Annotated in this window: 23 protein-coding genes and 1 pseudogene; 8 read left to right on the top strand and 16 right to left on the bottom strand. The window is 71.3% G+C overall.

What is annotated here, in order from left to right; genetic code table 11:
* Positions 1–140 precede the first annotated feature (140 nt).
* Positions 141–2,054 (top strand): alkaline phosphatase family protein, encoded by a 1,914-nt coding sequence (locus ABT254_RS30015; protein ID WP_351476643.1) that lies wholly within the window; start codon positions 141–143, stop codon positions 2,052–2,054.
* A gap of 143 nt (positions 2,055–2,197) precedes the next feature.
* Positions 2,198–2,644 carry an excalibur calcium-binding domain-containing protein gene (locus tag ABT254_RS30010; protein ID WP_351476640.1) on the top strand — a complete coding sequence of 149 codons (447 nt, stop codon included), beginning with the start codon at positions 2,198–2,200 and terminating at the stop codon, positions 2,642–2,644.
* Between the two features lie 18 nt (positions 2,645–2,662).
* Here the strand turns inward: ABT254_RS30010 and ABT254_RS30005 are convergent, their stop codons facing one another.
* The 3 genes from ABT254_RS30005 to ABT254_RS29995 form a co-directional block, all read right to left on the bottom strand.
* On the bottom strand, positions 2,663–3,439 hold the full coding sequence (locus tag ABT254_RS30005; protein ID WP_351476637.1) for a helix-turn-helix domain-containing protein: 777 nt from the start codon (positions 3,437–3,439) through the stop codon (positions 2,663–2,665).
* Positions 3,436–3,720 (bottom strand): peptidoglycan-binding domain-containing protein, encoded by a 285-nt coding sequence (locus ABT254_RS30000; protein WP_351476634.1) that lies wholly within the window; start codon positions 3,718–3,720, stop codon positions 3,436–3,438. Before ABT254_RS30000 ends, ABT254_RS30005 begins: the two co-directional genes overlap by 4 nt.
* A 68-nt stretch (positions 3,721–3,788) precedes the next feature.
* Complete coding sequence (locus ABT254_RS29995) at positions 3,789–4,181, bottom strand: helix-turn-helix domain-containing protein (protein ID WP_351476630.1); 393 nt, start codon at positions 4,179–4,181, stop codon at positions 3,789–3,791.
* A 325-nt stretch (positions 4,182–4,506) separates the two neighbouring features.
* On the opposite strand from ABT254_RS29995, the gene ABT254_RS29990 reads away from it, so the two are divergent.
* Entirely contained in the window at positions 4,507–4,884 is a 378-nt protein-coding gene (locus tag ABT254_RS29990; RefSeq protein WP_351476627.1) for a peptidoglycan-binding domain-containing protein, read from the top strand.
* A gap of 133 nt (positions 4,885–5,017) precedes the next feature.
* On the opposite strand, the gene ABT254_RS29985 is transcribed toward ABT254_RS29990, so the two are convergent.
* The gene (locus ABT254_RS29985; protein ID WP_351476624.1) at positions 5,018–5,875 is read right to left on the bottom strand and encodes an alpha/beta fold hydrolase; all 858 of its coding nucleotides are present in this window, start codon (positions 5,873–5,875) and stop codon (positions 5,018–5,020) included.
* Positions 5,876–6,047: 172 nt separating this feature from the next.
* Here ABT254_RS29985 and paaK point away from each other — a divergent pair, with 172 nt between their 5' ends.
* On the top strand, positions 6,048–7,343 hold the full coding sequence (paaK, locus tag ABT254_RS29980; RefSeq protein WP_351476621.1) for a phenylacetate--CoA ligase PaaK: 1,296 nt from the start codon (positions 6,048–6,050) through the stop codon (positions 7,341–7,343).
* Between the two features lie 6 nt (positions 7,344–7,349).
* On the opposite strand, the gene ABT254_RS29975 is transcribed toward paaK, so the two are convergent.
* From ABT254_RS29975 to ABT254_RS29960, 4 genes are all read right to left on the bottom strand, one after another.
* Positions 7,350–8,846, bottom strand: a complete 1,497-nt coding sequence (locus ABT254_RS29975) for an acyl-CoA synthetase (protein WP_351476618.1) — start codon at positions 8,844–8,846, stop codon at positions 7,350–7,352.
* 98 nt (positions 8,847–8,944) lie between these two features.
* Positions 8,945–9,826 carry a hypothetical protein gene (locus tag ABT254_RS29970; protein ID WP_351476615.1) on the bottom strand — a complete coding sequence of 294 codons (882 nt, stop codon included), beginning with the start codon at positions 9,824–9,826 and terminating at the stop codon, positions 8,945–8,947.
* Positions 9,827–9,930: 104 nt separating this feature from the next.
* Positions 9,931–11,484: an acyl-CoA synthetase gene (locus ABT254_RS29965; protein ID WP_351476612.1), complete on the bottom strand. Its 1,554-nt coding sequence runs from the start codon at positions 11,482–11,484 to the stop codon at positions 9,931–9,933.
* Complete coding sequence (locus ABT254_RS29960) at positions 11,481–12,590, bottom strand: NAD(P)H-dependent flavin oxidoreductase (protein ID WP_351476609.1); 1,110 nt, start codon at positions 12,588–12,590, stop codon at positions 11,481–11,483. The genes ABT254_RS29965 and ABT254_RS29960 overlap by 4 nt, the downstream gene beginning before the upstream one ends.
* Before the next feature lie 158 nt (positions 12,591–12,748).
* Between ABT254_RS29960 and ABT254_RS29955 the strand changes: the two genes are divergently transcribed.
* The gene (locus tag ABT254_RS29955) at positions 12,749–14,503 is read left to right on the top strand and encodes a serine hydrolase domain-containing protein (protein ID WP_351476792.1); all 1,755 of its coding nucleotides are present in this window, start codon (positions 12,749–12,751) and stop codon (positions 14,501–14,503) included.
* Between the two features lie 106 nt (positions 14,504–14,609).
* Positions 14,610–15,071, top strand: coding sequence for a hypothetical protein (locus ABT254_RS29950; protein ID WP_351476607.1), 462 nt, complete (start codon positions 14,610–14,612; stop codon positions 15,069–15,071).
* Here ABT254_RS29950 and ABT254_RS29945 read toward each other — a convergent pair whose 3' ends face one another.
* From ABT254_RS29945 to ABT254_RS29920, 6 genes are all read right to left on the bottom strand, one after another.
* Positions 15,072–16,196 (bottom strand): glycoside hydrolase family 16 protein, encoded by a 1,125-nt coding sequence (locus tag ABT254_RS29945; RefSeq protein ID WP_351476604.1) that lies wholly within the window; start codon positions 16,194–16,196, stop codon positions 15,072–15,074.
* A 214-nt stretch (positions 16,197–16,410) separates the two neighbouring features.
* Complete coding sequence (locus tag ABT254_RS29940; protein ID WP_351476601.1) at positions 16,411–17,445, bottom strand: TAXI family TRAP transporter solute-binding subunit; 1,035 nt, start codon at positions 17,443–17,445, stop codon at positions 16,411–16,413.
* On the bottom strand, positions 17,442–18,842 hold the full coding sequence (locus ABT254_RS29935) for a sensor histidine kinase (protein WP_351476598.1): 1,401 nt from the start codon (positions 18,840–18,842) through the stop codon (positions 17,442–17,444). Before ABT254_RS29935 ends, ABT254_RS29940 begins: the two co-directional genes overlap by 4 nt.
* Before the next feature lie 17 nt (positions 18,843–18,859).
* Entirely contained in the window at positions 18,860–19,519 is a 660-nt protein-coding gene (locus tag ABT254_RS29930) for a response regulator transcription factor (protein ID WP_351476596.1), read from the bottom strand.
* Positions 19,520–19,546: 27 nt separating this feature from the next.
* Complete coding sequence (locus ABT254_RS29925) at positions 19,547–20,893, bottom strand: MFS transporter (protein ID WP_351476593.1); 1,347 nt, start codon at positions 20,891–20,893, stop codon at positions 19,547–19,549.
* 291 nt (positions 20,894–21,184) lie between these two features.
* Complete coding sequence (locus ABT254_RS29920) at positions 21,185–21,793, bottom strand: TetR/AcrR family transcriptional regulator (RefSeq protein WP_351476590.1); 609 nt, start codon at positions 21,791–21,793, stop codon at positions 21,185–21,187.
* Between the two features lie 174 nt (positions 21,794–21,967).
* Between ABT254_RS29920 and ABT254_RS29915 the strand changes: the two genes are divergently transcribed.
* Together ABT254_RS29915 and ABT254_RS29910 are read left to right on the top strand one after the other, a co-directional pair.
* A complete protein-coding gene (locus ABT254_RS29915; protein WP_351476588.1) occupies positions 21,968–22,681 on the top strand; it encodes an SDR family NAD(P)-dependent oxidoreductase in 714 nt (237 codons plus the stop codon).
* 38 nt (positions 22,682–22,719) lie between these two features.
* A pseudogene (locus tag ABT254_RS29910) lies at positions 22,720–22,932 on the top strand (hypothetical protein); the annotation flags it as partial.
* Between the two features lie 6 nt (positions 22,933–22,938).
* On the opposite strand, the gene ABT254_RS29905 reads toward ABT254_RS29910, so the two are convergent.
* Together ABT254_RS29905 and ABT254_RS29900 are read right to left on the bottom strand one after the other, a co-directional pair.
* Positions 22,939–23,721 (bottom strand): class I SAM-dependent methyltransferase, encoded by a 783-nt coding sequence (locus tag ABT254_RS29905; RefSeq protein ID WP_351476586.1) that lies wholly within the window; start codon positions 23,719–23,721, stop codon positions 22,939–22,941.
* Complete coding sequence (locus ABT254_RS29900; RefSeq protein WP_351476584.1) at positions 23,718–25,286, bottom strand: phytoene desaturase family protein; 1,569 nt, start codon at positions 25,284–25,286, stop codon at positions 23,718–23,720. Before ABT254_RS29900 ends, ABT254_RS29905 begins: the two co-directional genes overlap by 4 nt.
* Between the last annotated feature and the right edge of the window lie 254 nt (positions 25,287–25,540).

The raw sequence follows: 25,540 nt of genomic DNA, 5'->3' as shown, positions 1-25,540 counted from the left end.
GCGGCGGGCGTACTCTTTGCGCGCGGTTGACCCGGGTGTTTGAACGGAGGGTGACGCAGGGCCGTACGCGAGGTCGGCGGCTCGGCCCTACGGGCCCGGTCCGCCGTGCCATCAGCGGTTTCGCACGGAAGGACCCCCGGGTGTCGCACCTCACGCCCCCTCGTCAACTGCCGGAGACGGACGCGGACGCACCGGACAGGACCAGAGCCGAGGAGGCCTCGACCGCTCCTGAAGCCGACGAGCCGGCCGTGGACACCGCAGCGCAGGAGACGGGCGGCGCGGAGGACGGGAAGGAGCCGACCGAGGCCGCCGTCCCGGACACGGCTTCCACCAGCGACGGTTCCGCCGAGGAGGAAGCGGACACCTCCACGACCGCCGACGAGCCCGGCCCGACGGGCGCCGCCGGCTGGTTCGGCCGGCGCCGTCGCTACCCCCGCACGGCGGTTGCCGTCCACGTGGGCACGACCGTCCTGGCCGCCGCCCTGGTGTTCGTCGTGCTCCTCGTGCCCAACCGCCTCGACTGGATCACCGTCCAGTCCTTCCTCCGCCTCCCCGTCGAGGCGATCTTCCTCGCGGCCGTCCTGCTCGTACTGCCGTCGAAGGGACGACGGATCACGGCCCTCGTCCTGGGGGCGTTCGTCGGCCTTTCCGCCGTTCTGAAGTGCCTCGACATGGGCTTCCGCCAGACCCTGGCCCGGCCGTTCGACCTGGTCTTCGACTGGGTGCTGCTCAGCGACGGGGCGGACTGGGTGAAGGACTCCTTCGGGCGCTCCGGCGAGGTGCTCGCGGTGGTCGGGGTGATCGTCCTGGTCGTCGCCGTGCTCACATTGAGCGCGCTCGCGATGGTGCGGCTGGCCAACGTGCTGGCCCGGCACCGCCCCGTCGCCGTACGCTCCACGCTGGTCCTCGGCGTCGTGTGGATCATCTGCTTCACCCTGGGGGTGCAGTTCGGCGGTGTCACCGTCGCCACCAAGGGATACGCCCAGTACCTCGCCAACCGTGTGCAGTACGTCCGCGACGGCCTCGGCGACGCCGACGTCTTCAAGAAGCAGATGGCCGTCGACGCCTACGCCAAGACACCGTCCGACCAGCTGCTGACCGGACTGCGCGGCAAGGACGTCATGTTCACCTTCATCGAGAGCTACGGCCGGGTGGCGATCGACGATCCGACGATGGGACCGGAGGTCGACGCGACGCTCAAGGCGGGTGACGCGAGGCTCAAGGCGGCCGGTTTCGCGGCGCGCAGCGGCTGGCTCAGGTCGCCGGTGACGGGCGCCGGCAGCTGGCTCGCCCACTCGACGTTCCTGTCCGGGTTGTGGATCAAGAACCAGCAGCGGTACCGGACCCTGACCACCAGCGACCGCGCCACCCTCACCAGCTACTTCCAGAAGACCGGCGCCTGGCGCACGGTCGGCATCGTCCCGGGCGTCCGCAAGGCCTGGCCCGAGGGGAAGTACTTCGGCCTCGACCACATCTACGACTCCACGCACCTCGGCTACCAGGGCCCGTACTTCAGCTGGACGCCGGTGCCGGACCAGTTCAGCCTGGAGGCCTTCCAGAAGCTGGAGCACGCCAAGAAGAACCGCGACCCGATCATGGCGGAGATCATCCTGGCCTCCAGCCACAACCCCTGGTCGCCCATCGCCCACATCATCGACTGGAAGGACCTGGGGAACGGCAAGGTCTTCTACAAGATCAAGAAGGAGGGCACGAACCCCACGGAGGTCTGGAAGAGCGCCAAGCGCGTGCGCACCGAGTACCGCAAGGCCATCCAGTACTCCCTGGACAGCCTGACCCAGTGGATGCAGCGCTATGGCGACGACAAGACCGTCCTCGTCTTCCTCGGCGACCACCAGCCCGTCCCCACGGTCACCGGGGGCACCAGCAACCGGGACGTGCCGGTCACCATCGTCGCCCGCGACCCGAAGGTCCTCGACCGCGTCTCGAACTGGGGCTGGACGGACGGCATCAAGCCCGCGGACAACGCCCCGGAGTGGACCATGAACAAGTTCCGGGACCGCTTCATGACGGCATACGGGCCGCAAAGCGGCTGAGCCGGCCGGCCGACGACGGTTCGGTTCGGTTCGGTTCGGCGGGGGGTCCTTCGGATGGGTCAGCACAGCGCGCCGGGGGCTGGATGCCGTCCCTAGGGTCGCAGTGACGGTGAGCGGATCACCGGCCCTGAAAGGGACCCCCCATGCACATAGCACCGCGCGTGCTGAGCACAGCAGCACTGGCTTTCCTCGTGACCACCGGCCCGACGGCCGTCGTGGCACACGCACAGACCGACGTGGACTGCCGCGACTTCGCGTCCCAGGAAGACGCGCAGGCCGAATTCAACCGCGATCCGAGCGATCCGTTCCGCCTGGACGCGGACCACGACGGCATCGCCTGCGAGGACCTGCCGCACAGGCCCTCGGCCTCGGCCACGGTCACCCCCGCCATGCTCACCCCGGCGCCGGCGACCTCCACGCCGGTTCCGCAGCGCGGGGTGAACGCAGGCGTCGGTGGCGGCACGGGGCCGGCCGGCTTCGAGGTGGCGGGCGGTGTCGGACTCACCGTCCTCGCGCTGAGCCTGATCGGCGGTCATGTCGTGCTGCGACGGCATCGAAGCGCTGCGGCGGCCGGACCGCGCCAGCCGTGACCCCGGACGCCGGGCTGCTCACCTGCCGGTGAAACAGACGCGCCGGCCGTCGGCCGGGATCAGGCACACGCGGGCGTCGCCCGGACCGTGCGGCGGTGTCAGAGCCGTCATCGGGGTCGCCAGATAGGCGTTGCGCTCCTTCTCGGTGTCGACATGGATCTCCTTGGGGGGTGCGCCCGGCAGGGTGAGTTCGACCCGGTCGCCGAGGTGGAGACGGGCGGCGCGGGCCCAGACGGCGTGGCAGGCCGTGCCGTCGCGCAGCTGCACACTGCGTCCGTCGGCGGTGCGCGCCGCCAGGGTCCTGACCATCCGCGGGCCACCGCATCCCATGTCGAGCGGGTTCTTCCCCTCGCAGGTACGGCCCGAGCAGCCGGGCCCGGGCGTGAACGAGGCCGGGGCGGTCCCGGTGGTCGCCGATGACGACCCGTACGGCCCGGACAGCAGCACGGCGACGGCTGCCACCGCGGCCGCCGCCAGCCCGGCCACCGCGCCCCACACGTACGGGGCGCCGCGGAGGTTCCGGCGCTCGGAAGGCGGCTCGGGCGTCGCCCGGGCCCGCCCGCTCCAGCGGGCGTCGGCCAGCTGCCACAGGGCCAGCAGCCGTTCGGGGCGTACGCCCGCCACCTCGCACAGGGCCTGCACCGCACGGCGGGGCACCGGCTGCGTACCCGCCAGATAGCGCGCCCAGGAGGACTTGCTGTAGGGCGTGCGCCGGGCCAGCTGGGCCAGGCTCAGTCCCGCCGCGGCGCGCACCTCGCGCATGCTCCCGGTCAGCTGCGCCGTCTCCGGGCTCATGTGCGCAGTTTCTTCCAGGTGTCGGGGCCGACGATGCCGTCCGGCGCGAGGCCGTGCCGTTCCTGGAAGGCACGCGCGGCCCGCCCGGTCTTCTCCCCGTACACGCCGTCGACCCGTCCGCTGTCGAACCCGTGCCGTCGCAGCAGGCACTGTGCCTCCACCACGTCCCAGCCGGTGCTGCCCCGGTCCAGGAGCGCATCACGGCTGGTGGAGTAGCCCGCGGTGAGGACACCGTGTGCACGCCGGACCCGGTCGCAGCCGTACGTGTGACCACTGGGCAAGGCGGAGGCGCCGGAAGCGACGTTCTGCTTCGCCCCGCTGCCGTCGTCCCGGTGCCAGGCGGCTCCGCTCAGGAATCCGGCGCCGAACGGCGCCAGGACGGCCGCGACGGCGGCTGCCGGCAGCGCATGAGGGATGCGCCGTGACCGGGGCGTACGGCGTGGGGGCGGGCCCCGTCGCCGGCTGCCGCCGCCCGTTGTGCCCGTGCCGTCTCGGCGACCTCGTGCAGCACCAGCAGCCGCTCCGCCGGCGCCCCGCAGACTTCGGCGAGTTCCTCGGCCGCCGCGCGCGGCACCGGCTTCTTCCCGTTGAGATAGCGCTCCCAGGACGAGGAGCTGTACGACGTCCTTGCCGCGAGCGCGGCGAGGCTCAGGCCCGCGCGGTCCTTCAACCGCCGCAGCTGTGCGACGAGTTGCCGCTCCGTGTCGTCCAGCCCGGCGGGCAGTTCCTTCCAGCGCGTCATGTCACTTCCCCGCGTGCGTGCGCGGTCGCCGTCGTGGGGGAGGACGCGGTTCCTCCGGGGCTGTGTTGCGGGTCCCGTCCACTGTGACCGCATCCCGACCCCGCCCGCCGTCCCACGGTTTTGTCAGGGGCCACGGCGTCCCAGCAGGTCAGCGCGTGGGCCGTGCCGCGTGCCACCGGTCCTGCCGCTTCCCCTGGCCGCTGCCGGATCCGGCCGGGCAACGTCGTTGGTGCCACCGAGGGGCACGGCCCGGGAGCGTCCTTTCGTGCCCTCGCATTCCACCGGAAGCGATACGGCCCCTCAACTCACCGGAAAGGAACCAGCCATGACCATGCGCAGGACCCTCGCACTCGCGACCGTCACCGGAGCGCTCGGCGCCGGCCTGGTGCTGGGCTCGGTCGGCAGCGCCTCCGCGCGGCCCGACGTGCCGAACATCAGCCGTGGCGACACGGGCGTACCCGTGCTGTGCGTCCAGCACGGCTACAACGACTGGGCCAGGCGGACCCATCACCACACGATCGGCGAGGACCGGATCTTCGGCTCCGGCACCTACAGCGCGGTGCGGCTCTTCCAGCAGAAGTCCGGCCTGCACGTCGACGGTGTCGTCGGCAAGAACACCGGCGACAGCCTCCTGGACAACCTCCAGGGCGACGGCGGCTGGCGCTCCGGCTGCTACGAGCACCTGCCCAGCTCGCACCGCTGATCGAAGCGGACGCGCGTCGGGGCCCTGTCCTCTCGGGGGAGGACAGGGCCCCTCGCACTCTTCACTCCACCGCAAATGTCAGGGCAGCCGGCGCATCCCGCAACCCGAGCAGGGCGACATGGGGGCCGGGCCGCTACCCCACCGAAGGCGAAACGGCCGCGTCCCGGTCCAGAAACCCGGCGACCCGACGTGCGAACCACTCGGGGTCGTCCACCCACGGATAGTGCCCCGCACCAGGCTGGACGGTGAATTCTGCGTTCGGAAACACATCGGCGACGGTGCGCGCCAGCTCGGGGCTCGGGCCGCCGTCGAGCCCACCGGCGAGGACGAGGACCGGTGCGGCCACTCGGGCGAGTGCGGCGCTGGTCGCCGGCGGGTCGTAGGCGCCGTCGGAGCCGTAGACATCGGCGGCTTCGTCGTTGAACTCGGCGCGGGCATCGTGCTCCGCCGCCGCGTCGTCCCAGCGGCCGTAGAAGAAGGGCGCGAACGCCGGGTCGAAGTCGGCCTTCCCCGAAAGCCATGCCTCGAATGCCGGGAACAGGTCCTCGAACCACGGCTCACCGCTCCTCAGCCGTGCCGCGGCCAGCCGGTCCTCGGCGCTGGGCCGCCTCCCGAGCGCCCAGGGGGTGCAGGTGACGAGAACCAGCCGCGCCACCCGCTCCGGGTGCCGGGCGGCGTACAGCATCGCCAGACTGCCACCCGCCGAATGGGCGAGCAGGTCCATCTGCTCAAGGCCCAGGTGGGCTCGGAGCGCCTCCACGTCGTCCACGAGCCGGTCGCAGCGGTAGGTGGCCGGATCCGTCGGCACCGCGGAATCGCCGGTGCCGCGCAGGTCGAGCAGGACCAGTCGGCGGTGCGCCGCGAGACCGCCGAGGTCTCCGAGGTAGGAGGAGGCCTGCATCGGGCCTCCCGGCAGGACGACGAGTGGCTCTCCCTCGCCCCGGAGGTGGTAGGCCAGCTTGGTCCCGTCGGCTGCGGTGAAGGTCGGCATGCGCCGATCTTGCTGTCCCATGGCCCGGTGGCGCAACGCAGTTGTGGGGGCGCTGCAGAAAATGCGGGCCTCCCTCTTGCCTGCCCCGACGTGGCCTGAATTACTGATCCCGAACAGCTCGACCGAATGATCGGTCGCCCGTATTGATGTGGTTGGCGAAGGAGACGTCCCGATGGCGGATGCGACGGAGCTGCTGGACGCGGGGGAACGGCTCGACGCCGGGGCGCTGCGGGCGCTGCAGCTGGAGCGGCTGCGGGCCTCGCTGCGGCACGCGTACGAGCACGTGCCCTTCTACCGGGAGTCCTTCGACAAGGCGGGCGTCCGCCCGGACGACTGCCGGTCCCTGGCCGACCTGGCCCGCTTCCCGTTCACCACGAAGGCGGACCTGCGCGAGAACTACCCGTACGGCATGTTCGCCGTCCCGCAGGACCGCATCCGCCGGATCCACGCCTCCAGCGGCACCACCGGGCGCCCCACGGTCGTCGGCTACACGGACGCCGACCTCTGCCTGTGGGCCGACATGGTGGCCCGCTCGATCCGTGCGGCGGGTGGCCGGCCCGGCGACAAGGTGCATGTGGCGTACGGCTACGGGCTGTTCACCGGCGGCCTCGGCGCACATTACGGGGCGGAGCGGCTCGGCTGTACGGTCATCCCCGCCTCCGGCGGTATGACGGCCCGCCAGGTGCAGCTGATCCAGGACCTCCAGCCGCAGATCATCATGGTGACGCCGTCGTACATGCTCACACTCCTCGACGAGTTCGAGCGCCAGGGCGTCGATCCGCGCGGCACCTCCCTGCGCGTGGGGATCTTCGGGGCCGAGCCGTGGACCGAGGAGATGCGTCGGGAGATCGAGGAGCGGTTCGCGATCGACGCGGTGGACATATACGGGCTGTCCGAGGTGATCGGCCCGGGGGTGGCGCAGGAGTGCGTGGAGACCAAGGACGGGCTGCACATCTGGGAGGACCACTTCTACCCGGAGATCGTCGACCCGATCACCGGTGAGGTGCTCCCGGACGGCGAGGAGGGCGAGCTCGTGTTCACCTCGCTGACCAAGGAGGCGATGCCGGTCGTGCGGTACCGCACACGTGACCTGACGCGGCTGCTGCCGGGAACGGCACGCGTGTTCCGGCGGATGGAGAAGGTCACCGGACGCAGTGACGACATGGTGATCCTCCGGGGCGTCAATCTCTTCCCGACGCAGATCGAGGAGATCGTGCTGCGCACACCCGGTGTCGCGCCGCACTTCCAGCTGCGCCTGACGCGGGAGGGCCGCCTGGACGCCCTCACCGTGCGGGCGGAGGCCCGGCCCGACGCCGGACCCGAGGTGCGGGAGGCCGCAGCGCGGTCGATCACGGCGGCCGTGAAGGACGGAATCGGCGTCTCGGTGGCGGTGGAGATCGTCGAGCCGGAGTCGCTGGAGCGGTCGGTGGGGAAGATCCGGCGGATCGTCGACCTGCGCTCGCGCTGAGTCGCGCTAGCCGGCGAAGCGGTCCCTGAGCTCCCGCTTGAGGATCTTTCCACTGGCGTTGCGTGGCAGTTCCGTGACGAACTCCACCCGCTTCGGTGCCTTGAAGTGGGGCAGCTTCTCGCGGGCGTGGGCGATCAGTTGGTCCTCGGTCACCTCGCCGCGCGGGACGACGACCGCGGTGACCGCCTCGATCCAGTGTTCGTCGGGCAGACCGATCACGGCGACCTCGGCGACGGACTCGTGGGTGTAGAGGGCGTCCTCGACCTGGCGTGAAGCGACCAGTACGCCGCCGGAGTTGATGACGTCCTTCACACGGTCGACGATCGTGTAGTAGCCGTGGGCGTCCCGTACCGCCAGATCGCCGGAGTGGAACCAGCCGTCGCGGAAGGCGTCGGCGGTCTCCTCGGGCTTTTCCCAGTAGCCCTCGCACAACTGCGGGGAGCGGTAGACGATTTCGCCGGGTGTCCCGTCGGGGACGTCCTTGCCGTCCTCGTCGACCACGCGGGCGTCGACGAAGAGCACGGGACGGCCGCAGGAGTCCATGCGGCCCTTGTGCTCGTCGGGTGCCAGGACGGTGGCCAGGGGGCCGATCTCGCTCTGGCCGAAGCAGTTGTAGAAGGCGAGCTTCGGAAGTCGCTGGCGCAGCCGTTCCAGGACGGGCACCGGCATGATCGAGGCGCCGTAGTACGCCTTGCGGAGTCCGCCGAGGTCGCGGGTGGTGAAGTCGGGGCGGTTGGACAGGCCGATCCATACCGTGGGCGGGGCGAACAGGCTGTCCGCGCGGCCGGATTCGATGAGGTCGAACAGCCGGTCCCCGTCGGGCGCGTCGAGGATGATGTTCGTGGCGCCGACCGCGAGGTAGGGCAGCAGGAACACGTGCATCTGCGCGGAGTGGTAGAGCGGGAGGGAGTGCACGGGGCGGTCGCCGGCGCTGAGGTCGAGGGCGGTGATCGCGCTCAGGTACTCGTGCACCAGGGCGCGGTGCGTCATCATCGCGCCCTTGGGCAGGGCCGTCGTACCCGATGTGTACAGCAGCTGCACCAGGTCCTCGGTGCGCGGCTCGGGCCCGTCGTATGCGGAGGCCGAAGCGAGCCGGGCCAGCAGTGAGTCGTCGGCATCCCGCAGGGGCAACGTCCGTACACCGTCGGCGAGTCGACCGGTCAGGTCGGGGTCGGTGAGGACCAGCGCGCTGCCGGACTGGCCGACGATGTAGGCAAGGTCGTCGCCGGTCAGGTTCTGGTTGACGGGCACATGGACCAGGCCCGCGCGGGCGCAGGCGAGGAAGCCGATCAGATAGGCGTCCGAGTTGTGGCCGTAGGCGCCGACCCGGTCGCCGGGAGCGAGTCCCTGCTCGAGCAGGACGCTCGCCGCGCGGGAGACCGCCTCGTCCAGTTCCTCGTACGTCCACCTGCGGTCGCCGTACTCCACCGCGATGCGTGCGGGGGTGCGTCGGGCGCTGCGCCGCAGCACCCCGTCAACCGTGCTGCCATGTCCCTGCGTCATGACTGATGATCCTCGGCGCGTGGCCGGGGCAGGTCAAGCACCCGGGAGGCGCACGCACCGCTGACCGCGCGGCCCTGTGCCGCGCATCCCGCGTGGGATCAGCCCCACCGCACGGCCCCGGACGGCACCGGGCTGCCCGTGAACGCGTCCAGGAGGAGCCGCCCGCCCAGAGGCCGACGCAGTTTCACCGTCTTCTCCGTGCCCAGCAGCTGGGCTGTGCAGGGGCCGTCCTTGGTCCCGACGATGGACGCGGACAGCACGACACTGTCCTGCGTCTCCAGGACGTTCACTGCGGGACCGTCGTCGCAGGCTCCGTGCGCGGCGAGCACGGTGAGGGTCCGGCCGTCGTCGCCCACCCCCACCAGCCGCTGGAGTGGCCACAGTTCGTCGCTGGGAGACTCAGCCGCTGGTGCGATCGGAGGCTTGGGCGGCTTCGACGGACCAATGGCCACCCGCTTCAGCGGGGTGTCGTAGCCGTCGAGCGTGAACAGCCAGGCCGGGACGGTCGCCGGGCCGCGGCTGGTGGCCACGGGCGTCTCGCCCAGCCTGGCGCCGGTCACGGTGAGGCGCGGACCGTCGTTGGAGCCGCGGGCCAGGCTGTCGTAGGCCCTGCGTGCGCCCATCAGCGGCAGAGTGAGCGAGCGGCCGTCGTCCCACTTCACCACGCCGTTGGACTCCGGGGTGTCGGGGAGGGTGGTGCGCAGCACGAAGTTCTGGGTCGTGTACGCGCGTTTGTCGGCGTCGGTGTGGAAGGCGCCGTCGGGCAGCTGGATCGCATCGCCCACGGGGTAGTAGCCCTTCGCCCACTCCTCCGCGGCCTTGGAACCGTGCCAGGCGTCGGCGACCGCACGCGCCCGGGCCGTCGAGCCCCCGTGGCCGACGGCCTTCTCGCTGCCGCAGCCGACGGCTGCACCGCTTCCCACGGTCAACAGGGCCAGTGCGGACAGCAGTTTGACGGCGCGTGTGGTGTGCCTGCGCATGGGTCCCCCGGGGCTCACGGTGACGGTGACGGACGCGGTGCCGTTCCTGTGACGCTCCGGCACCCCGTCGCGTTCGATCCGTCCGCCGGCAGCGGTTCCCGGGGTCACACGGGGCGGGTGCGCCCCTCCCAGTACGGGTCCCGCAGCCGTCGCTTGTAGAGCTTGCCGTTGGGGTCGCGGGGCATTTCGGTGATGAAGTCGACGCTCTTGGGCCGCTTGTAGCCGGCGAGTTGTTCGGCGCAGTGGTCGAGGATCGAGGCGGCGAGGGCCGGGCCCGGCTCATGGCCCGGGGCCGGTTCGACGACCGCCTTGACCTCCTCGCCCCAGTCGTCGTGCGGGATGCCGAAGACGGCGGCGTCGGCGACGGCGGGATGGGCGAGCAGAGCCGACTCGATCTCGGCCGGGTAGATGTTGACCCCACCAGAGATGATCATGTCTATCTTGCGGTCGCGGAGGAAGAGATAGCCGTCCTCGTCGAGGTAGCCGAGGTCGCCGACGGTGAAGTAGTCGCCGATACGGTTCTTCTTCGTCTTGGCCTCGTCCTTGTGGTAGGCGAAGCCGCCGGTGTTCATCTTCATGTAGACGGTGCCGAGTTCACCGGCAGGCAGCCGGTTCCCCTCGTCGTCGAAGACGGCCAGTTCGCTGATGGGCCAGGCCTTGCCGACGGTCCCGGGCTTCTTCAGCCAGTCCTCGGCGGTGGCGAAGGCACCGCCGCCCTCGCTGGCCGCGTAGTACTCCTCCACGCTGTGGCCCCACCAGTCGATCATCGCCCGCTTCACATGGTCGGGGCAGGGGGCGGCGCCGTGGATGGCGTGCCGCATGGACGACACGTCGTACGAGCGACGCACGTCCTCCGGGAGCGCGAGCAGGCGGTGGAACTGGGTCGGGACCATGTGGGTGTGGGTGCACTTCTCCCGGTCGATCAGCCGCAGCATCTCCTCGGGCGTCCACTTGTCCATCAGGACCAGACGGTGGCCGATGTGCAGGGACGCGCCCGCGAACTGGAGCACGGCGGTGTGGTAGAGCGGTGAGCAGACGAGGTGGACGTTGTCGTCGTACGGCTTGATGCCGAAGATGCCGAGGAATCCGCCGAGATAGGCCTCCTCGGGGGTCTTGCCGGGCAGCGGGCGGCGGATGCCGCGGGGGCGGCCGGTGGTGCCCGACGTGTAGTTCATGACCCAGCCGAGCTCACGGTCCGAGGGCGCCGCCTCCGGCTGTCCGTCGAGGAGTTCGGCGTACGGGCGGAAGCCCTCGACTGTGCCGACGGCGTACCGGTGGGTGGCCGGCAGCCCGGCCTCGTCGGCGGCGTGGCGGGCGGGGCCGGCGAACCGTTCGTGGGAGATGAGCACCTTGGCGCCGGAGTCGGCGACGATCCAGCCGATCTCCGGGCCGACGAAGTGGTGGTTGACCGGGACGAGATAGAAACCGGCCTGGCTGGCGGCCAGATAGGCGGTGAAGAACTCGATGCCGTTGGGCAGGACGACCGCGAAGGCGTCGCCGCGTTCCAGTCCGGCGGCGCGCAGGCCGTGCACCAGCTGGTTGGCGGCGGCATGCAGGCGGCCTGCGGTCCACTGCTCGCCGTCGGGTGCGACGAGGACCGTGCGGTCGGGGTCGGCGGCGGCCTGGGCCCAGAACCCGGCGGGGGGCGTACTCGTCACTTGCCGCTCCTTCCGGCGATGCGGTTGATGCGGTCCACGGCCTGCTCGAAGCCGCGGGTGAGGTCGTCGAAGACGGCCTGGACGGTGCGTTCGCTCTTCATACGGCCGACGATCTGGCCGACCGGGGTGCCGAGCAGGGGTTCGACCTCGTACTTCTGGATGCGGGTGAGGGCCTCGGCGACCAGCAGTCCCTGCAGGGGCATGGGGAGGGTGCCGGGTCCGGCCGGGTCGTCCCACGCGTCGGTCCATTCGGTACGGAGCTGGCGTGCGGGTTTCCCGGTCAGGGCGCGGGAGCGGACGGTGTCGCCGGAGCCTGCGGCGAGCAGTTTCCGCGTCACCGCGGGCGAGGAGAGGTCGGCCTCGGTGCAGGTCAGCCACAGGGAGCCCAGCCACACGCCCTGGGCACCGAGGGCGAGCGCGGCGGCGACCTGCTGTCCGCTGCCGATGCCGCCGGCCGCGAGGACGGGCAGTGGATCGACGGCGTCGACGACCTCCGGGGTGAGCACCATGGAGGCGATCTCGCCGGTGTGCCCGCCGGCCTCGTAGCCCTGCGCGACGACGATGTCGATGCCGGCTTCCTGGTGCTTGACGGCGTGCCGGGCACTGCCCGCGAGGGCCGCGACGAGCACGTTGTGCTCGTGGGCGCGGGCGACCACGTCGGCGGGCGGGGATCCGAGGGCGTTGGCGAGCAGCCGGATGGGGTAGTCGAAGGCGACGTCGAGCTGGCCCCGAGCGACCTGCTCCATCCACCCGGTGATGCGCCATCCGGAGGCCTCGCCCTCGGCGAGTTCCGGGACGCCGTACTTGGCGAGCGTGTCCTTGACGAACTGCCGGTGCCCCTCGGGGATCATCGCCTCGACGTCGGCCTCGGTCACGCCCTCCACCTTCTTGGCGGGCATGACGACATCGAGGCCGTACGGCCTGCCGTCGACGTGGGCCTCGACCCAGTCGAGGTCGCGCTTGAGCTCGTCGGGGGCGGTGTAGCGGACCGCGCCGAGCACTCCGAACCCGCCGGCCCGGCTGATGGCCGCGGCGACGGCGGGGAACGGCGTGAAGCCGAAAATGGCGTGCTCGACTCCCAGTTTCTTGCTCAGCTCCGTCTGCATGGGCGCAGGATGCCGCAGTCCTCCGGCCGACGGAAGAGCTTTTCTGATACACCGTCAGATTTATTGACCGGCAGGCCTTGTTGACATGATTCACAACCGACACGAGGGTTTCTCGGGTGACCGACGACGCAGCGGAAAGAGATGCGAGCGACCGCCGGATGCCGACGCGGCGCCAGATCGGACGAGCCGCCCTGGCCCTGGGCGGCGCCCTGACCGTCGCCCCCTTCCCCGCGGGACCGGCCGCGGCGGCCACGACCTCCGGGCACCACCCCACCCTGCGCCACGGCAGCGCGGAACGCGCCGGCCTGCTCCCCGCCCATCTGCGTCAACTGGTCTTGGATGCCGAGGCGTTCCTCGGCCCCTCCCCCAAGCACCCCTGGTACGCGGGCGCCGTGCTGCTCGCCGGGCGGGGCGGCACCGTGGCGCTGCACCGGCCCCTCGGGATGGCGGTGCGCTATGCGGCGTACGACGAGAAGACCGACACCGGTGTGGAGTTCCCGCCTGCCCGGCAGATCCCCATGGCGGAGGACACCGTCTTCGACCTGGCCTCGGTGTCCAAGCTGTTCACCTCGCTGCTGGCGGTGCAGCAACTGGAACGGGGCGCACTGGAGCTGGAGGGGAGGGTCGCCTCGTACCTCCCGGAGTTCGGTGCGGCGGGCAAGCAGGACATCACGATCCGGCAGCTCCTCACCCACACCTCGGGATTCCGTGACTGGATCCCGCTGTACAAGGCGCCGACCCACGAGGCGAGACTTCAACTCGTCCTCGACGAAGCCCCGGTCAATCCCCCCGGCACCAAGTACCTCTACTCCGACCTGAATCTGATCTCGCTCCAGCTGGTCCTGGAAAGGATCACGGGCGGCACGCTCGACTCCCTCCTGCACGAGGGGATCACCGGGCCGCTCGGCCTCGACCGCACCCGCTACAACCCGCCCGCTTCCTGGAAGCCGAAGATCGCCGCCACGGAGGACCAACGCGGGCCCTGGTCGGGCCTGGAGCGAGGGCTCGTGTGGGGCGAGGTGCACGACGAGAACGCCTACAGCCTCGGCGGGGTCGCCGGACACGCCGGGGTGTTCTCATGCGCCTGGGACCTGGCCGTGCTCGCACGGACGCTGCTCAACGGCGGCTGCTACGGCCGGACGCGCATCCTGCGGCCGAAGTCGGTGGAGCTGATGTTCACCGACTTCAACACCACGTTTCCCGGCCACGAGCACGGCCTCGGGTTCGAGCTCTACCAGCACTGGTACATGGGCGCCATGGCCACCCCGCGCACCGCCGGGCACACCGGTTTCACCGGCACCTCCCTGGTGCTCGACCCGACCACCGACTCCTTCCTCGTCGTGCTCGGCAACTCGGTCCACCCGGTGCGCAGTTGGCGCTCCGGCTCCGCTCCCCGGCTAGCGGCCGGCAACAACCTGGCACGCGCCGTACCCGTACGGCCGGCTCGCGGACGTAAGGCGTGGTTTTCGGGCATGGCGAACGCCACGACCGCCACGCTCACACTGCCCCCGCTCGACACGACGGACGGCACAGCACGACTGGCCTCCGCCCTGTGGTGGGACACCGAACCCGCGTCGGACATCCTCGTCCTGGAGGCCACGACGGACGGCGGCACGACCTGGCAGCCGCTCACCTTCACGACCCGGCGGCACGGCGAGAACCCGCAGGAGCACCCGTCGGGCTCGGTCACCGGCTGGTCGGGCCGCGTCTGGCACCGGATGGCAGCCGACCTCCCGGCGCACCCGCTGCTGACCCTGCGCTGGCGGTACACCACCGACAAGCTCTACGTCGGCCGGGGTGCATACGTCGACGGAATCCGCGTCGAGACGCCGGACGCCGTCCTGTTCGACGAGGCACGTCCGGCGGACTCGGCGCGGATCGTCGCGGCGGGATGGGGTCAGTCGGCCGACTGACGGCGCCCCTCGCCCCACACGCATCGCCATAGCGTGCTCACCGGGATTCCCCCGCCTCCCCGCTACCGTGAGTGTTGATCAGCGCACGGAACGTGGGAGGCGCCGGATGGCCAGAAGGGTGAGGACCGCCCTCGCGGTGGGTGTGGCGGTGGTGTGCGTGGCCGGTGTGACGGCCGCGCCCTCGGACTCCGACCTGGAGGTGGTCCGGCTCGACCCGGCGGCCGCGCCGCCCGGCGGCCGTACCGTGGTGCACGCCTTCGTCGCCAACAGGGGGCCGGAGCAGACCGCGTCGCCGTTCGCCGTGGTCGTGAGGCTGCCGTCGGGCTTCACCGCCGAGGGGCCGTACTTCCCCGAGGGCTGCCGCGCCGAGGCCGGCGGCCGCCTGGTGCGCTGCACCTTCGGGCCGGGTCTGGCCCGGCTGAGGACGGCCACCGCGCTGGTTCCGGTGCGGGTGGACGCGGCGGTGCCCCCCGGCGCCAAGGCCGGGGGGCACCTCCAGGTGGTGAGCGTCGACGACCGCGATCCGCGCAACGACCGTACGGGGTTCACCCTGTCCGTCGACTGCTGATCAGCGGTAGACCTTCACGTAGTCCGCCTGCATGGTCAGCGGCGTCGAGCCGGAGGGAGCGGGGTGGTACTCGCCGGCGCTCACCGACAGGTTGAGGATCAGGTACGCGGAGAAGTCGCTGCCCACGCCGTGGCCGTCGGAGTAGACCTTCTTGCCGTTGACGTACCAGTCCACCGAGCTCGCGCCGTAGTGGGTGCCGATGGTGACCCACTGGCCGGGCGCGACCGCCGCGGCGTCGGTGTAGTAGTCGGAGCCGGAGGTGACGTGGTTGGTCAGCTCCAGCAGGTTCGGGTTGTCCGGATGGTACTCGAAGGAGTCGATCTCGCCGTTGCCGTCCTTCCAGGTCCACAGGGCCGGCCAGGCGCCGGAGCCGGAAGGCAGTTTGACCCGGGTCTCGGCGTAGTCTCCGGTCTTCACCTGGAAGCCGCCGCTGGAGCCCTCGGTGGTGAGCAGGCCCGTGTTCCAGGCCTGCTTGCCGTTCTCCAGGGTGTGCGAGGAGGGCTGGGCGGTGAAGGTCGCGACGCCGCCGGAGGTGGTGACCTTGCTCTGGTCCAGCCAGTCGAGCTTGTTGTCGTCCGGGTTGTGGTCGCCGTAGGCGTAGGACGAACTGTTGTCGCCGACCCACTTCGAGCCCCAGGCGATGCTGCTCGAGAAGTCGTCGGACCAGACCACGGACTGGCCGGAGACCGGCGAGCCGCTGCCGGACGATGTCGCGGTCGAGGCCTTGTTGACGGTCAGCTTGTGCGAGGGCAGGTTGTGCCAGGCCCCGCCGGACTCCTGCCAGAAGCCGAAGATCGTGTAGGTGCCGGCAGGCAGCGTGCGCGAGCCGCTGGTGAACTTCACACCGCTCGGGCATATCCGGACATTCGAGGCGTTCCCTGGGAAGTCCAGGTTCTTTCCGGCCGCGTCCCGGACGCCGACACCGAGGGTCTTGGCCGTGAAGCAGCTGGAGGAGTGCACGGTCAGCTTGGCCGACGCGGCGACACCCGCGGTCATGGTGGTCGGCGTCACGCTGTCCTGAGTGACGGAGGGGGCCGCGAAGGCCTGGGGGGCCAACGGCAGGAGCAACAGCGCGGCTGCTGCTCCGGCTGTGCCCAGGCGGGCAGGAGACAGGGAGTGGCGCATGGTGGGGGCTTCCTCGACGGCGCCTGCGAGGTGAGCTGTCCTGGGCGGACCGCTGACGTGTGTCGCAGGACTCGGCGTTCCGGCGGCGAAGGCCGCCCGGGACGGACCCCCGGAGACTAGGCAGATCCGCTGTTCACGGACAACGAGATCTCACTCACACACTCATGATCAACAGCCCCTCGGGGCCGGCACTCCCGCTGCCCGTCGCGACGCGCTAACCGTGCAGTTCCCGATAGGCGGCGACGGCCCCGGGGTGCAGGGGAACCACGCCGGTGGAGATCAGGCTGCGGACGTCGAGGAACTGGGTGCCGAGCGCCGTGGCGGGAACGAGGCGCGTGGCCCGCTGGACCAGTACGTGGGTGAGGGCGGCGGCGATGGGCTCGGGCAGGTCGGGGCGGCACAGGAGCAGGTTGGCCACGCCGATGGTGGCCACCTCGGGCGTTCCCCGGTACGCCCCCGCCGGCACCGTCACCGCTTCCAGCCCCGAGCCGGCCCGGCCCGGACCGGTGCGCAGCCGGGACAGCAGGTGGGCCAGCGGCAGGAGGCGGACGCCGGGGCGCGTGTCGAGGCGGGTCAGCACGGGCAGGGGGACGCCACCTGCGACCAACAGGGCGTCGACGTCGCCGTCCCGCATCGCGCGTGCCGCCTGCGGCATCAGCAGGTGGCGGACCTGTACGTCGGTGCCCGGGACGAGGCCCGCCGCGCGCAGCAGCCGGTCGCCGAGCACCGCACCGCCGGATGCGGGCGCGCCCAGTGAGACGGTGCGCCCCGCCAGCTCGGCGACGCTGCGGACGCTCGCGTCGGCGCGCACGGCGAGCTGGATGTAGTTCTCGTAGACCCGGCCGATCGCGCGCAGCGGGACACGGCGGCCGAACGGTACGGAGCCGCCGTACGCGGCCCACGCGATGTCGGCCAGGGCCAGCGCCACCTCGGTCCGCCGTGCCTCGAGCAGCCGTACGTTGGCGACACTTCCCTCGCTCTGGATCACCTGACAGGACAGCCGGGGAAAGACCGCCGTGACCTGCCCGCCGAGCAGTCGGCCGAAGGCCGCGTAGAAGCCGTCCGCCTCGCCGGTCGCGATGCGCACCACACCTTCCGCGCCACGGTCGGCGTGCCGTGCGTCGGCTGCCGCGGCGCCTGCCAGCAATCCGGTGCATGCCGTGCCGAGCGCGGCCCGCAGAGCGGTGCGGCGGGCGGTGCGGCCGTGTGCCTGCGCCTCGGGTATGCCGTTCGCCTGCTCTGCGGTCATGTCGTGGCCCCGTTCCGCTCGTTGGGGAGCACGACCCGGACCAGCAGGCCGCGCGGTTCGGCCGCCGCGAACTCGACGCGTCCGCCGCGACCGCGGACCAGTTGCCCGGCGATCGCCAGGCCGAGGCCGCTGCCGCGTACCTCACGGTGGCGCTCCGAGCGCCAGAAGCGGGTGCCCGCCCGGACGAATTCCCCGTCGGTCAGGCCCGGCCCGTCGTCGCGTACCTCGAACACCGCGTCCGCGCCCTGGGTGAAGCAGCGCGTCTCGACTCGGGCGCCGTCGCCGGCGTACTTGATCGCGTTGTCGAGGAGGATGTCGGCCACCTGGGCGAGTTCGCCCTCCGCGCAGGGCATGAGGACGGTCGGGCCGGGGGCGAACTCCAGGCTGACTCCGCCCTGTTGGGCCACCGGTTGCCACAGCCGGGCCTGGGCCGCAGCGACCGCTGTCGCGTCGCAGCATGTTCCCCGCCCGTCCGTGACGGACAGTTCACCGGCGCGGTGTTCGGCGTTCGCGAGCGCCAGCAGGTCGTCGAGGAGCTGCTCCATGCGTTCGAGTTCGGCCGTGACTCCGCTGTAGGTGCGGGTGGCGGAGGCGGGCAGGCGGGGCTGGAGCGAGTCGATGCGCAGGCGCAGTGCGGCGAGCGGATTGCGCAACTGGTGCGAGGTGTCGGCCACCAGGCGGCGCTGCTGTTCCAGTGCCGTGGTCACTGCGTCGGCCATGCGGTTGAAGCCGGTGGCCAGTTGGCGCAGTTCCGGGGGTCCGCCGGTCCGTGCGTGCTCGGCCGGCAGCCCGGCCGCCAGCGCTCCGACCGCACGGTCGAGGCGGTGCAGGGGGCGTACGACCCACCGGGTGGCGGCGCGGGCGAGCAGCACGCAGGCCACGGCGAACAGGCACGCGCCCGCGAGGACCAGCGCCCAGCGCAGGGCGATGTCGGCGGCGGCGGCCCGGACCGAGGCGCGCAGGACGACGGCCCCGGACACCCGGGTGCCCGTGCCGACCGGGCGAGCCAGCATCTGCGCGCCATGGGACCAGGGGCGCAGCGTGCCGCCGGGCGAGACGCGCTGGTTGCGCAGCGCCGCGTCGACCAGGCGGGCGACGGCGGGGTCGGCCGCACGCATGCCGCCCGTCTGCACCACCGGGGCGCGGCGGGCGTCGACGACCACCACCGCCTCGCCGTACAGCTGCGTGTAGCGGGTCACCTCGGCGGTCAGCACGCCGGTGTCGCCGCCCTCGGCGGCCTGTTCGGCCAGCGAGGCGAAGCGGTCGAGATCGGCGGTGCGCGCCGCGACGAGCTGCTGGGTGCGCTGGGACGCCGTCACGCCCAGCAGCGGCAGGGCGAAGCCGGCCACCGCGAGCACGGCGAAGGCCAGGACGACGGTCAGTACCCGGGTACGCATGGCAGGGCCCGGCCGGCTCAACCGCCGAACCGGTAGCCGAAGCCCCGGATGGTGGTCAGCACCTCGGGGCGGCCGAGTTTGGCCCGCAGCTGGGTGAGGTGGACGTCGAGCGAGCGGGACACGGCGAGGTAGGCGTCCCCCCACACCTCGTCCATCAGCTGCTGACGGCTGACCGCGGTACCGGGCCGGGCCGCCAGCGCGGCGAGGACCGCGAACTCCTTGGTGGTCAGCCGCACCTCGGCGCCGCCGACCGTCACCCGGCGCGCGTCCAGGTCGACCTCGACGTCGGCGGCACGGACCGTGCGCGGCGCCGGAACGGCCGGTGTCGTGGCGCGGCGGGTGACGGCCTCGATACGGGCCAGCAGTTCGGCCAGCCGTACCGGCTTGACCAGGTAGTCGTCGGCGCCCAGCCGCAGACCGCGCACCACCGACCGCTCGTCCCCCCGCGCGGTGAGGACCACGACCGGAAGGCCGCTCAGGGTGCGCAGCTTGCGCAGCACCTCCAGGCCGTCGAGATCGGGCAGACCGAGGTCGAGCAGCAGGAGGTCGGCCTGGCGGTGCCGGACCAGGACCTCCTCGCCGCGCCGCACCCGGGTGGGCAGGTGACCGTGCTCGTAAAGGACTTCGGTCAGCGCACCGGCCACTCCGTCGTCGTCCTCGGCCAGCAGCACGCGCACGGTTCACCTCCTTTGGTCCCGTCGGCCCTACGACCGGGAGACATCCTCGTCCAGCGGCGATCCGTCCGACGTCTCGCGCATCCGAATGTAGACGAGCAGCGAGATCAGAACGCAGGCGGTGACGTAGTAGAAGTACCAGCTCTCGTGCCCGGCGTTCTTGAACCACAGGGCGACGTACTCGGCGCTCCCGCCGAACACGGCCACGGTCAGCGCGTAGGGCAGGCCGACACCGAGCGCCCGGATCGAGGTCGGGAACAGCTCGGCCTTCACCACCGCGCTGATCGAGGTGTAGAGCGAGCTGACGGCCAGCGGCACGACCATGAGCACGAACGCGTACACGGGATCGCTGGTGTGGGAAAGGAGGGTGAGCGAGGGCACCACCACGGCGGCGCCCAGCACCCCGAAGGCGATCAGCATCGGGCGGCGCCCCAGCCGGTCGGACAGCAGACCGACGGCCGGCTGGAGCACGACGAACACGAGCAGCGCGAAGAAGTTGATCCAGGCCGCCGTCGGCTTGGCGATACCGCTGGTGTTGACCATGAACTTCTGCAGATACGTGGTGTACGTGTAGAAGAACAGCGTGCCGCCCATGGTCAGCCCGGCGACGGTCAGGCACTGGCGCGGGTACGACAGCAGCAGCCGCACGCTGCCCCGCGCCGGGCCACCACTCTCCTTCTCCTCACCCCCGGCGGCGGCGCGCTCGAAGCTCTCCGACTCGTCCATGCCGCGCCGCAGCCAGAGCACGACGACCGCTCCCGCGGCGCCGACGACGAACGCGATCCGCCAGCCCCAGGCTTCCAGTTGGGCGGTGCTGAGCACCTGCTGCAGGATGATCTGCAGGCCCAGGGCCGTCAGCTGGCCGGCGATGAGGGTGACGTACTGGAAGCTGGAGTAGTAGCCGCGGCGGCCGGGCGAGGCCACCTCGGACATATAGGTGGCCGAGGTCGAGTACTCACCGCCGACCGAGAGGCCCTGCAGCAGCCGCGCGGTCACCAGCAGCACCGGCGCGAGGGCCCCGATCGAGCCGTACGACGGGGTCAGTGCGACGATCAGCGAACCGGCGGCCATGAGGGTCACCGACAAGGTCAGGGCCGCACGCCGGCCATGGCGGTCGGCGTAGCGGCCGAGCACCCAGCCGCCGATGGGCCGCATCAAAAAGCCGACGGCGAACACCGCGGCGGTGTTCAGCAGTTGGGCGGTCTGGTCGCCGGAAGGGAAGAAGACGGCGGCGAAGTAGACGCTGAACGCGGTGTAGGCGTACCAGTCGTACCACTCGATCAGGTTGCCGATCGATCCGCGCAGGATGTTGCTGACGACCCTGCGTTCGTCACCACGCGGCTTCCGCGCGCGCTCGCTCATGCTCTGTGTGGCCATCGGAACTCCCTTGTCTGCGGCCCGGGAGCTCACAGAGTCGACGCCGGCGCGGGGCCACTCAACATCGGGAACGAAGTCCTAACAGTCCCTTAGGACTGAGGCGGCGGCACACCAACGCGGCTGCGAGCCGGGGCAACACTGGGGCACCGGTCCTGCGGCAGGAGGAGCCGGTCTCCCGGAAGCCGCAGCCGGCGCACCGGCCGCCCGGTGCCCGAGCCGCGAGCGTCTTGTTGACACCGTGGGGCGGTCCTTCGCCCCGGATGGAGGTTCCCGGAGGGCGTGTGGTGGGGGTCAGCCCCGCACTGCGGCCAGGCACTTGTCGTACAGGTCCATGATGTCGCCCTTGCCGTCGTTCGCGACCCACGTCATCGATGCGGCATCGAGGCACGCGAACGCCGTCGCGATCACCGCGCGGGCCCTCACATCCGCGCTGCCGCCGGCGACGTCCATGCGCGCCTGGACGAGCGGCAGCAGGTCCTCCTGGAACCGCAGCCGCTTTTCGAGCCAACCGGCACGCAGCGAGGCGGTGTTGTGCAGGAGACGGAACCGCTTCAGGGCCTGTTCGCGGCTGTCGTGCAGTGACAGCACCGCGGCGATCCCCGCGCGCAGCGCCTCCCAGATGCCGACTTCGGCGGGCTGTTCGCTGATCGTGTCCGTCAGGACCTGCCCGAACCGGTTCTGGTCGCCGCCGAGCAGGTCTTCCTTGGTGCCGAAGTAGCGAAAGAGGGTGCGCTGGGAAACGCCGGCCTCTCGGGCGATCTGGGCGATGGTCGTCTCGTCGTAGCCCTGCTCGGTGAACAGGCGCAGAGACGTCTCAAGGATCTCCTGGGAGGCCAGTTGCCGTGTCCGGTCCCACAGCGTGGTCGGAGCGCCCGCCGTTGCCTTGGCTTCCTGCTTCATCCCACCAGGTTAGCCCAGCACTGCCAGGCAGACACCCACACGAGGTCTGGCAGTCACTGCCAAGTAGGCGTACGCTGCCAAACATGGTCGCCGAGGCACGGGCCGACACTCCACGGGCCGGACCACTCGCCGATCACCCCTACCTCCCAGAGCACGCCAAGGAAGGAACGCATCATGTCTGCACCTGCAGCCTTGATCACCGGCGGAACCAGCGGCATCGGCAAGACGACCGCTGAACTGCTCCACTCTCGCGGCTACCGCGTCATGGTCACCGGCGTCGGCAGTGTCGCCACCGCCGAACTTCCCGAAGAGGTCCTGGTCGTCCGGGCCGAGGCCCGGTCCCTGCCTGACATCGACCATGCGATGGACCAGGCACGCCGGCACTTGGGCTCCCTTGACCTGCTCTTCCTCAACGCGGGCATCTCCCGCCCCGGCCCGATCGAGTCAACCGACGAAGACGCCTTCGACGCGCTCTTCGACATCAACGTCAAGGGCACCTTCTTCACACTGCAAAAGGCGCTCCCGCTCCTCAGCGAGGGCGCCTCGGTCGTGATCACCGTGGGCGCCGGCGAGGGGGTCGGAGCCGCCACGACAGCCGCCAAGGGAGCACTGTTGCCCCTCATACGGTCCCTCGCGCTCGAACTCGCCCCCCGCCGCATCCGCGTCAACGCCGTCAGCCCAGGACTGATCAACACCCCTGCCTTCAGCAGGATGGGCATCTCCCAGGAAATGATCGACACCTGGGCCCGGGACATCCCGCTCGGCCGCGTCGGCGCTCCCGCCGACATCGCCGAAGCCGTGGCCTTCCTCGCCTCGGACGCCGCCGGCTACATCACCGGCGACAATCTCACCGTCTCCGGCGGCATCGGCGTTCACAGCCGCCCCTGACGAGCAGATCCGCACCCCCAAGGAGGAACTCGCCGACGCGAACGCCGCACGAACTCTGGTCCGATCCTGTCGAGGCCGAGGCGCTGAAGGTTCGACTCGACGATCTGCACCGCGCGAAGATCCGGCTCGCTGATGAGGTGCTCGTAGTCGGCGACTACATCGGAGACAGCACCCGAGCCGAAATCGCCTACGCCCGGTCGCTGGGCAAGCCCGTGCGGTTCACCCACCCCGAAGTCGACCCCGACGCCTGATGTTGATCAATGGGGCGTCGGTGCCGACGACCTTGCAGTCAGGACGGGTTGATAGAAACCACTGGTGTCCGCCATGTGCCATGTGACGTCGGCGAAGCCGGCCGCTGTCGCGGCTTCGGTCACCTCGCTGCGAGTGAGAGCCCAGGAGGTGATGCGGCGGACCCGCACCTCCCAACCCCCGCTTTCCGGCACGAGTTGGAAGTACTCCTGGTCGTAATGTTCGCCGTCGTCGTGCCAGTGCCACAGCTGGAAAGTGATCGACCGGCCGTTCGAGCCGCGCGAGACCTGGGACGGTGTGGAGGCGGGCCGGGTTCGGCGGAGGTCGTCGTAGTCCCGGAGTGTGAGCAGGAGCAGGCCGTCGTCCGTCAGCACTCGTCGCATCTCGCGCAGGGCAGCCGCCACATCCGGCGCCGACAGCAGGTGGGCGAGGGAGTTGTCGGCGCACACGACCACGTCGAAGACGCCCGGCGCGAAAGGGAGTTGGCGCATGTCCGCCGCCAGGGTGGGCAGGGCGGCGCCACGGGCCGCGGCCTCGACCGCGGCCCGCGCGGCGGCGACGGGGCTCAGGTCGCTGCCGACGACCTGGTGGCCGGCGCGTGCGAGCCCGATCGCCTGGGTGCCGATGCCGCAGGCGCAGTCGAGCAACTTGCGCGGCCCGGTGCCGAGTTCACGGCCGACGAGGGTGTCCAGGGCCGCGGCCTGGCGGGCCATGCTCGCGTCCCAGTCCGGGAAGATGCGGTGGTAGTCGGCGGCGAGCGAGTCGTAGAAGTCCCGCGCCGAGCCGTTCACTCGCCGGTCGCTTCCAACACCGCCATGGCGGCGTTGTGCCCCGGCACCCCGCTCACTCCCCCACCCCGCACCGCGCCCGCTCCGCACAGCAGCACGTTCTCGTGCCGGGTCTCCACACCCCAGCGGCCCGTGCCGTCCTGGGCGTAGGGCCAGGCGAGTTCGCGGTGGAAGATGTTGCCGCCGGGCAGGCGCAGGTCGCGCTCCAGGTCGAGCGGGGTCTTCGCCTCGATGCAGGGGCGGCCCTCGGCGTCGGTGGCCAGGCAGTCGGCGAGGGGCTCGGCGAGGTGGGCGTCGAGCCCGGCGAGGGTGGACTTCAGGAGTTCTTCGCGTACGGAGTCGTTGTCGCGGGCGAAGAGCCGGGCGGGTGTGTGCAGGCCGAAGAGGGTGAGGGTCTGGTAGCCCTGGTCGACGAGGTCGGGGCCGAGGATCGTCGGGTCTGTGAGGGAGTGGCAGTAGATCTCCGAGGGCGGCGCGGCGGGGAGCTGTCCGGAGGCGGCCTGGGCGTGGGCGGCGGCGAGTTGCTGGTAGCCCTCGGCGATGTGGAAGGTGCCGGAGAACGCCTCGCGTGGGTCGACGGAGCTGTCACGCAGCCTCGGCAGCCGCTTGAGGAGCATGTTCACCTTGAGCTGGGCGCCCTCGGCGGGGGCCGGGGGCGTGTCACCGGTGAGTTCGGCGAGGGCCTGCGGGGAGGCGCCCACGAGGACGTGCCGGGCGGCTGCAACGCCTTCCCCGTCGGCCGTGCGGTAGGTGATCTCGGCGGTGCGGCCGTCGGTGTCGATGCGTACGGCCTCGTGTCCGGTGGCGATGACGGCGCCCGCGTTCCGGGCCGCGGTGGCCAGGGCGTCGGTCAGGGCGCCCATGCCGCCGACGGGGACGTCCCAGGCGCCGGTGCCGCCGCCGATCACGTGGTACAGGAAGCAGCGGTTCTGGGCCAGTGAGGGGTCGTGGGCGTCGGCGAAGGTGCCGATGAGGGCGTCGGTGAGGACGACTCCCCGCACGAGGTCGTCGCTGAAGCGGTCCTCGACCGCGGCGCCGATGGGCTCCTCGAAGAGCGTGCGCCAGGCCTCCTCGTCGTCGATGCGGCGCCGCAGCTCGTCGCGGGTGGGCAGCGGTTCGGTGAGGGTCGGGAAGACCCGCTCGGCGACCCGGCCGGTCATGCCGTAGAAGCGCTGCCAGGCCTCGTACTCGCGGTCGGAGCCGGTGAGCCGGGCGAAGGCCTCCCGGGTGCGCTTCTCGCCGCCGCCGACCAGAAGTCCGGTGGGGCGGCCGTCCCGTTCCACGGGGGTGTACGAGGAGATGGTGCGGGCGCGGACGCGGAAGTCGAGGCCGAGATCGCGCACGATCTTCTTCGGCAGCAGGCTGACCAGGTAGGAGTAGCGCGACAGCCGTGCGTCGACGCCGGCGAAGGGCCGGGTGGAGACCGCGGCGCCTCCGGTGTGGTCCAGCCGCTCCAGTACCAGCACGGACCGTCCGGCCCGGGCCAGATAGGCGGCGGCGACCAGGCCGTTGTGGCCCCCGCCGACGATCACGGCGTCGTATGTCCGGTGTCCCTCGTGTGCAGCCATGGTTCTTGGTAACACGCGATGATCGTCAACGGCCAGGGGTGTACGGCGACGGGGTCAGCACCCACCGGACGCGCACTGCCGACACAGCACCGCCACGCGGCGGTACAGCTCGACGGCCTGGGCGGCGCGGCCGGGCTGTCCCAGGAAGGGGGATACGTCGTTGCGGCCGGCGCGCGCGGTGGCCGGCCCTTGGACCGGTTCGCAGGGGGCAGCCACACCACGGTGCACGGCTCATCCACCGCCCCGCGACTCGG

Origin of the sequence: Streptomyces sp. NPDC001137, assembly GCF_040298885.1 — a bacterium.
Taxonomy (GTDB): domain Bacteria; phylum Actinomycetota; class Actinomycetes; order Streptomycetales; family Streptomycetaceae; genus Streptomyces.
Note: the sequence above shows the minus strand (reverse complement) of the source record. Positions and strands in the feature narration are given on the sequence as shown.

Coding starts and splice junctions, on each gene's coding strand:
- ABT254_RS29915 (WP_351476588.1), top strand. CDS start 21,968: ATGTCTGCACCTGCAGCCTTGATCACCGGCGGAACCAGCGGCATCGGC.
- ABT254_RS29950 (WP_351476607.1), top strand. CDS start 14,610: ATGGCCAGAAGGGTGAGGACCGCCCTCGCGGTGGGTGTGGCGGTGGTG.
- ABT254_RS29945 (WP_351476604.1), bottom strand. CDS start 16,196: ATGCGCCACTCCCTGTCTCCTGCCCGCCTGGGCACAGCCGGAGCAGCA.
- ABT254_RS29995 (WP_351476630.1), bottom strand. CDS start 4,181: ATGACGCGCTGGAAGGAACTGCCCGCCGGGCTGGACGACACGGAGCGG.
- paaK (WP_351476621.1), top strand. CDS start 6,048: ATGGCGGATGCGACGGAGCTGCTGGACGCGGGGGAACGGCTCGACGCC.
- ABT254_RS29920 (WP_351476590.1), bottom strand. CDS start 21,793: ATGAAGCAGGAAGCCAAGGCAACGGCGGGCGCTCCGACCACGCTGTGG.
- ABT254_RS29900 (WP_351476584.1), bottom strand. CDS start 25,286: ATGGCTGCACACGAGGGACACCGGACATACGACGCCGTGATCGTCGGC.
- ABT254_RS29990 (WP_351476627.1), top strand. CDS start 4,507: ATGACCATGCGCAGGACCCTCGCACTCGCGACCGTCACCGGAGCGCTC.
- ABT254_RS29960 (WP_351476609.1), bottom strand. CDS start 12,590: ATGCAGACGGAGCTGAGCAAGAAACTGGGAGTCGAGCACGCCATTTTC.
- ABT254_RS29955 (WP_351476792.1), top strand. CDS start 12,749: ATGCCGACGCGGCGCCAGATCGGACGAGCCGCCCTGGCCCTGGGCGGC.
- ABT254_RS29970 (WP_351476615.1), bottom strand. CDS start 9,826: ATGCGCAGGCACACCACACGCGCCGTCAAACTGCTGTCCGCACTGGCC.
- ABT254_RS29935 (WP_351476598.1), bottom strand. CDS start 18,842: ATGCGTACCCGGGTACTGACCGTCGTCCTGGCCTTCGCCGTGCTCGCG.
- ABT254_RS29925 (WP_351476593.1), bottom strand. CDS start 20,893: ATGGCCACACAGAGCATGAGCGAGCGCGCGCGGAAGCCGCGTGGTGAC.
- ABT254_RS30005 (WP_351476637.1), bottom strand. CDS start 3,439: ATGAGCCCGGAGACGGCGCAGCTGACCGGGAGCATGCGCGAGGTGCGC.
- ABT254_RS29985 (WP_351476624.1), bottom strand. CDS start 5,875: ATGCCGACCTTCACCGCAGCCGACGGGACCAAGCTGGCCTACCACCTC.
- ABT254_RS30010 (WP_351476640.1), top strand. CDS start 2,198: ATGCACATAGCACCGCGCGTGCTGAGCACAGCAGCACTGGCTTTCCTC.
- ABT254_RS29975 (WP_351476618.1), bottom strand. CDS start 8,846: ATGACGCAGGGACATGGCAGCACGGTTGACGGGGTGCTGCGGCGCAGC.
- ABT254_RS29940 (WP_351476601.1), bottom strand. CDS start 17,445: ATGACCGCAGAGCAGGCGAACGGCATACCCGAGGCGCAGGCACACGGC.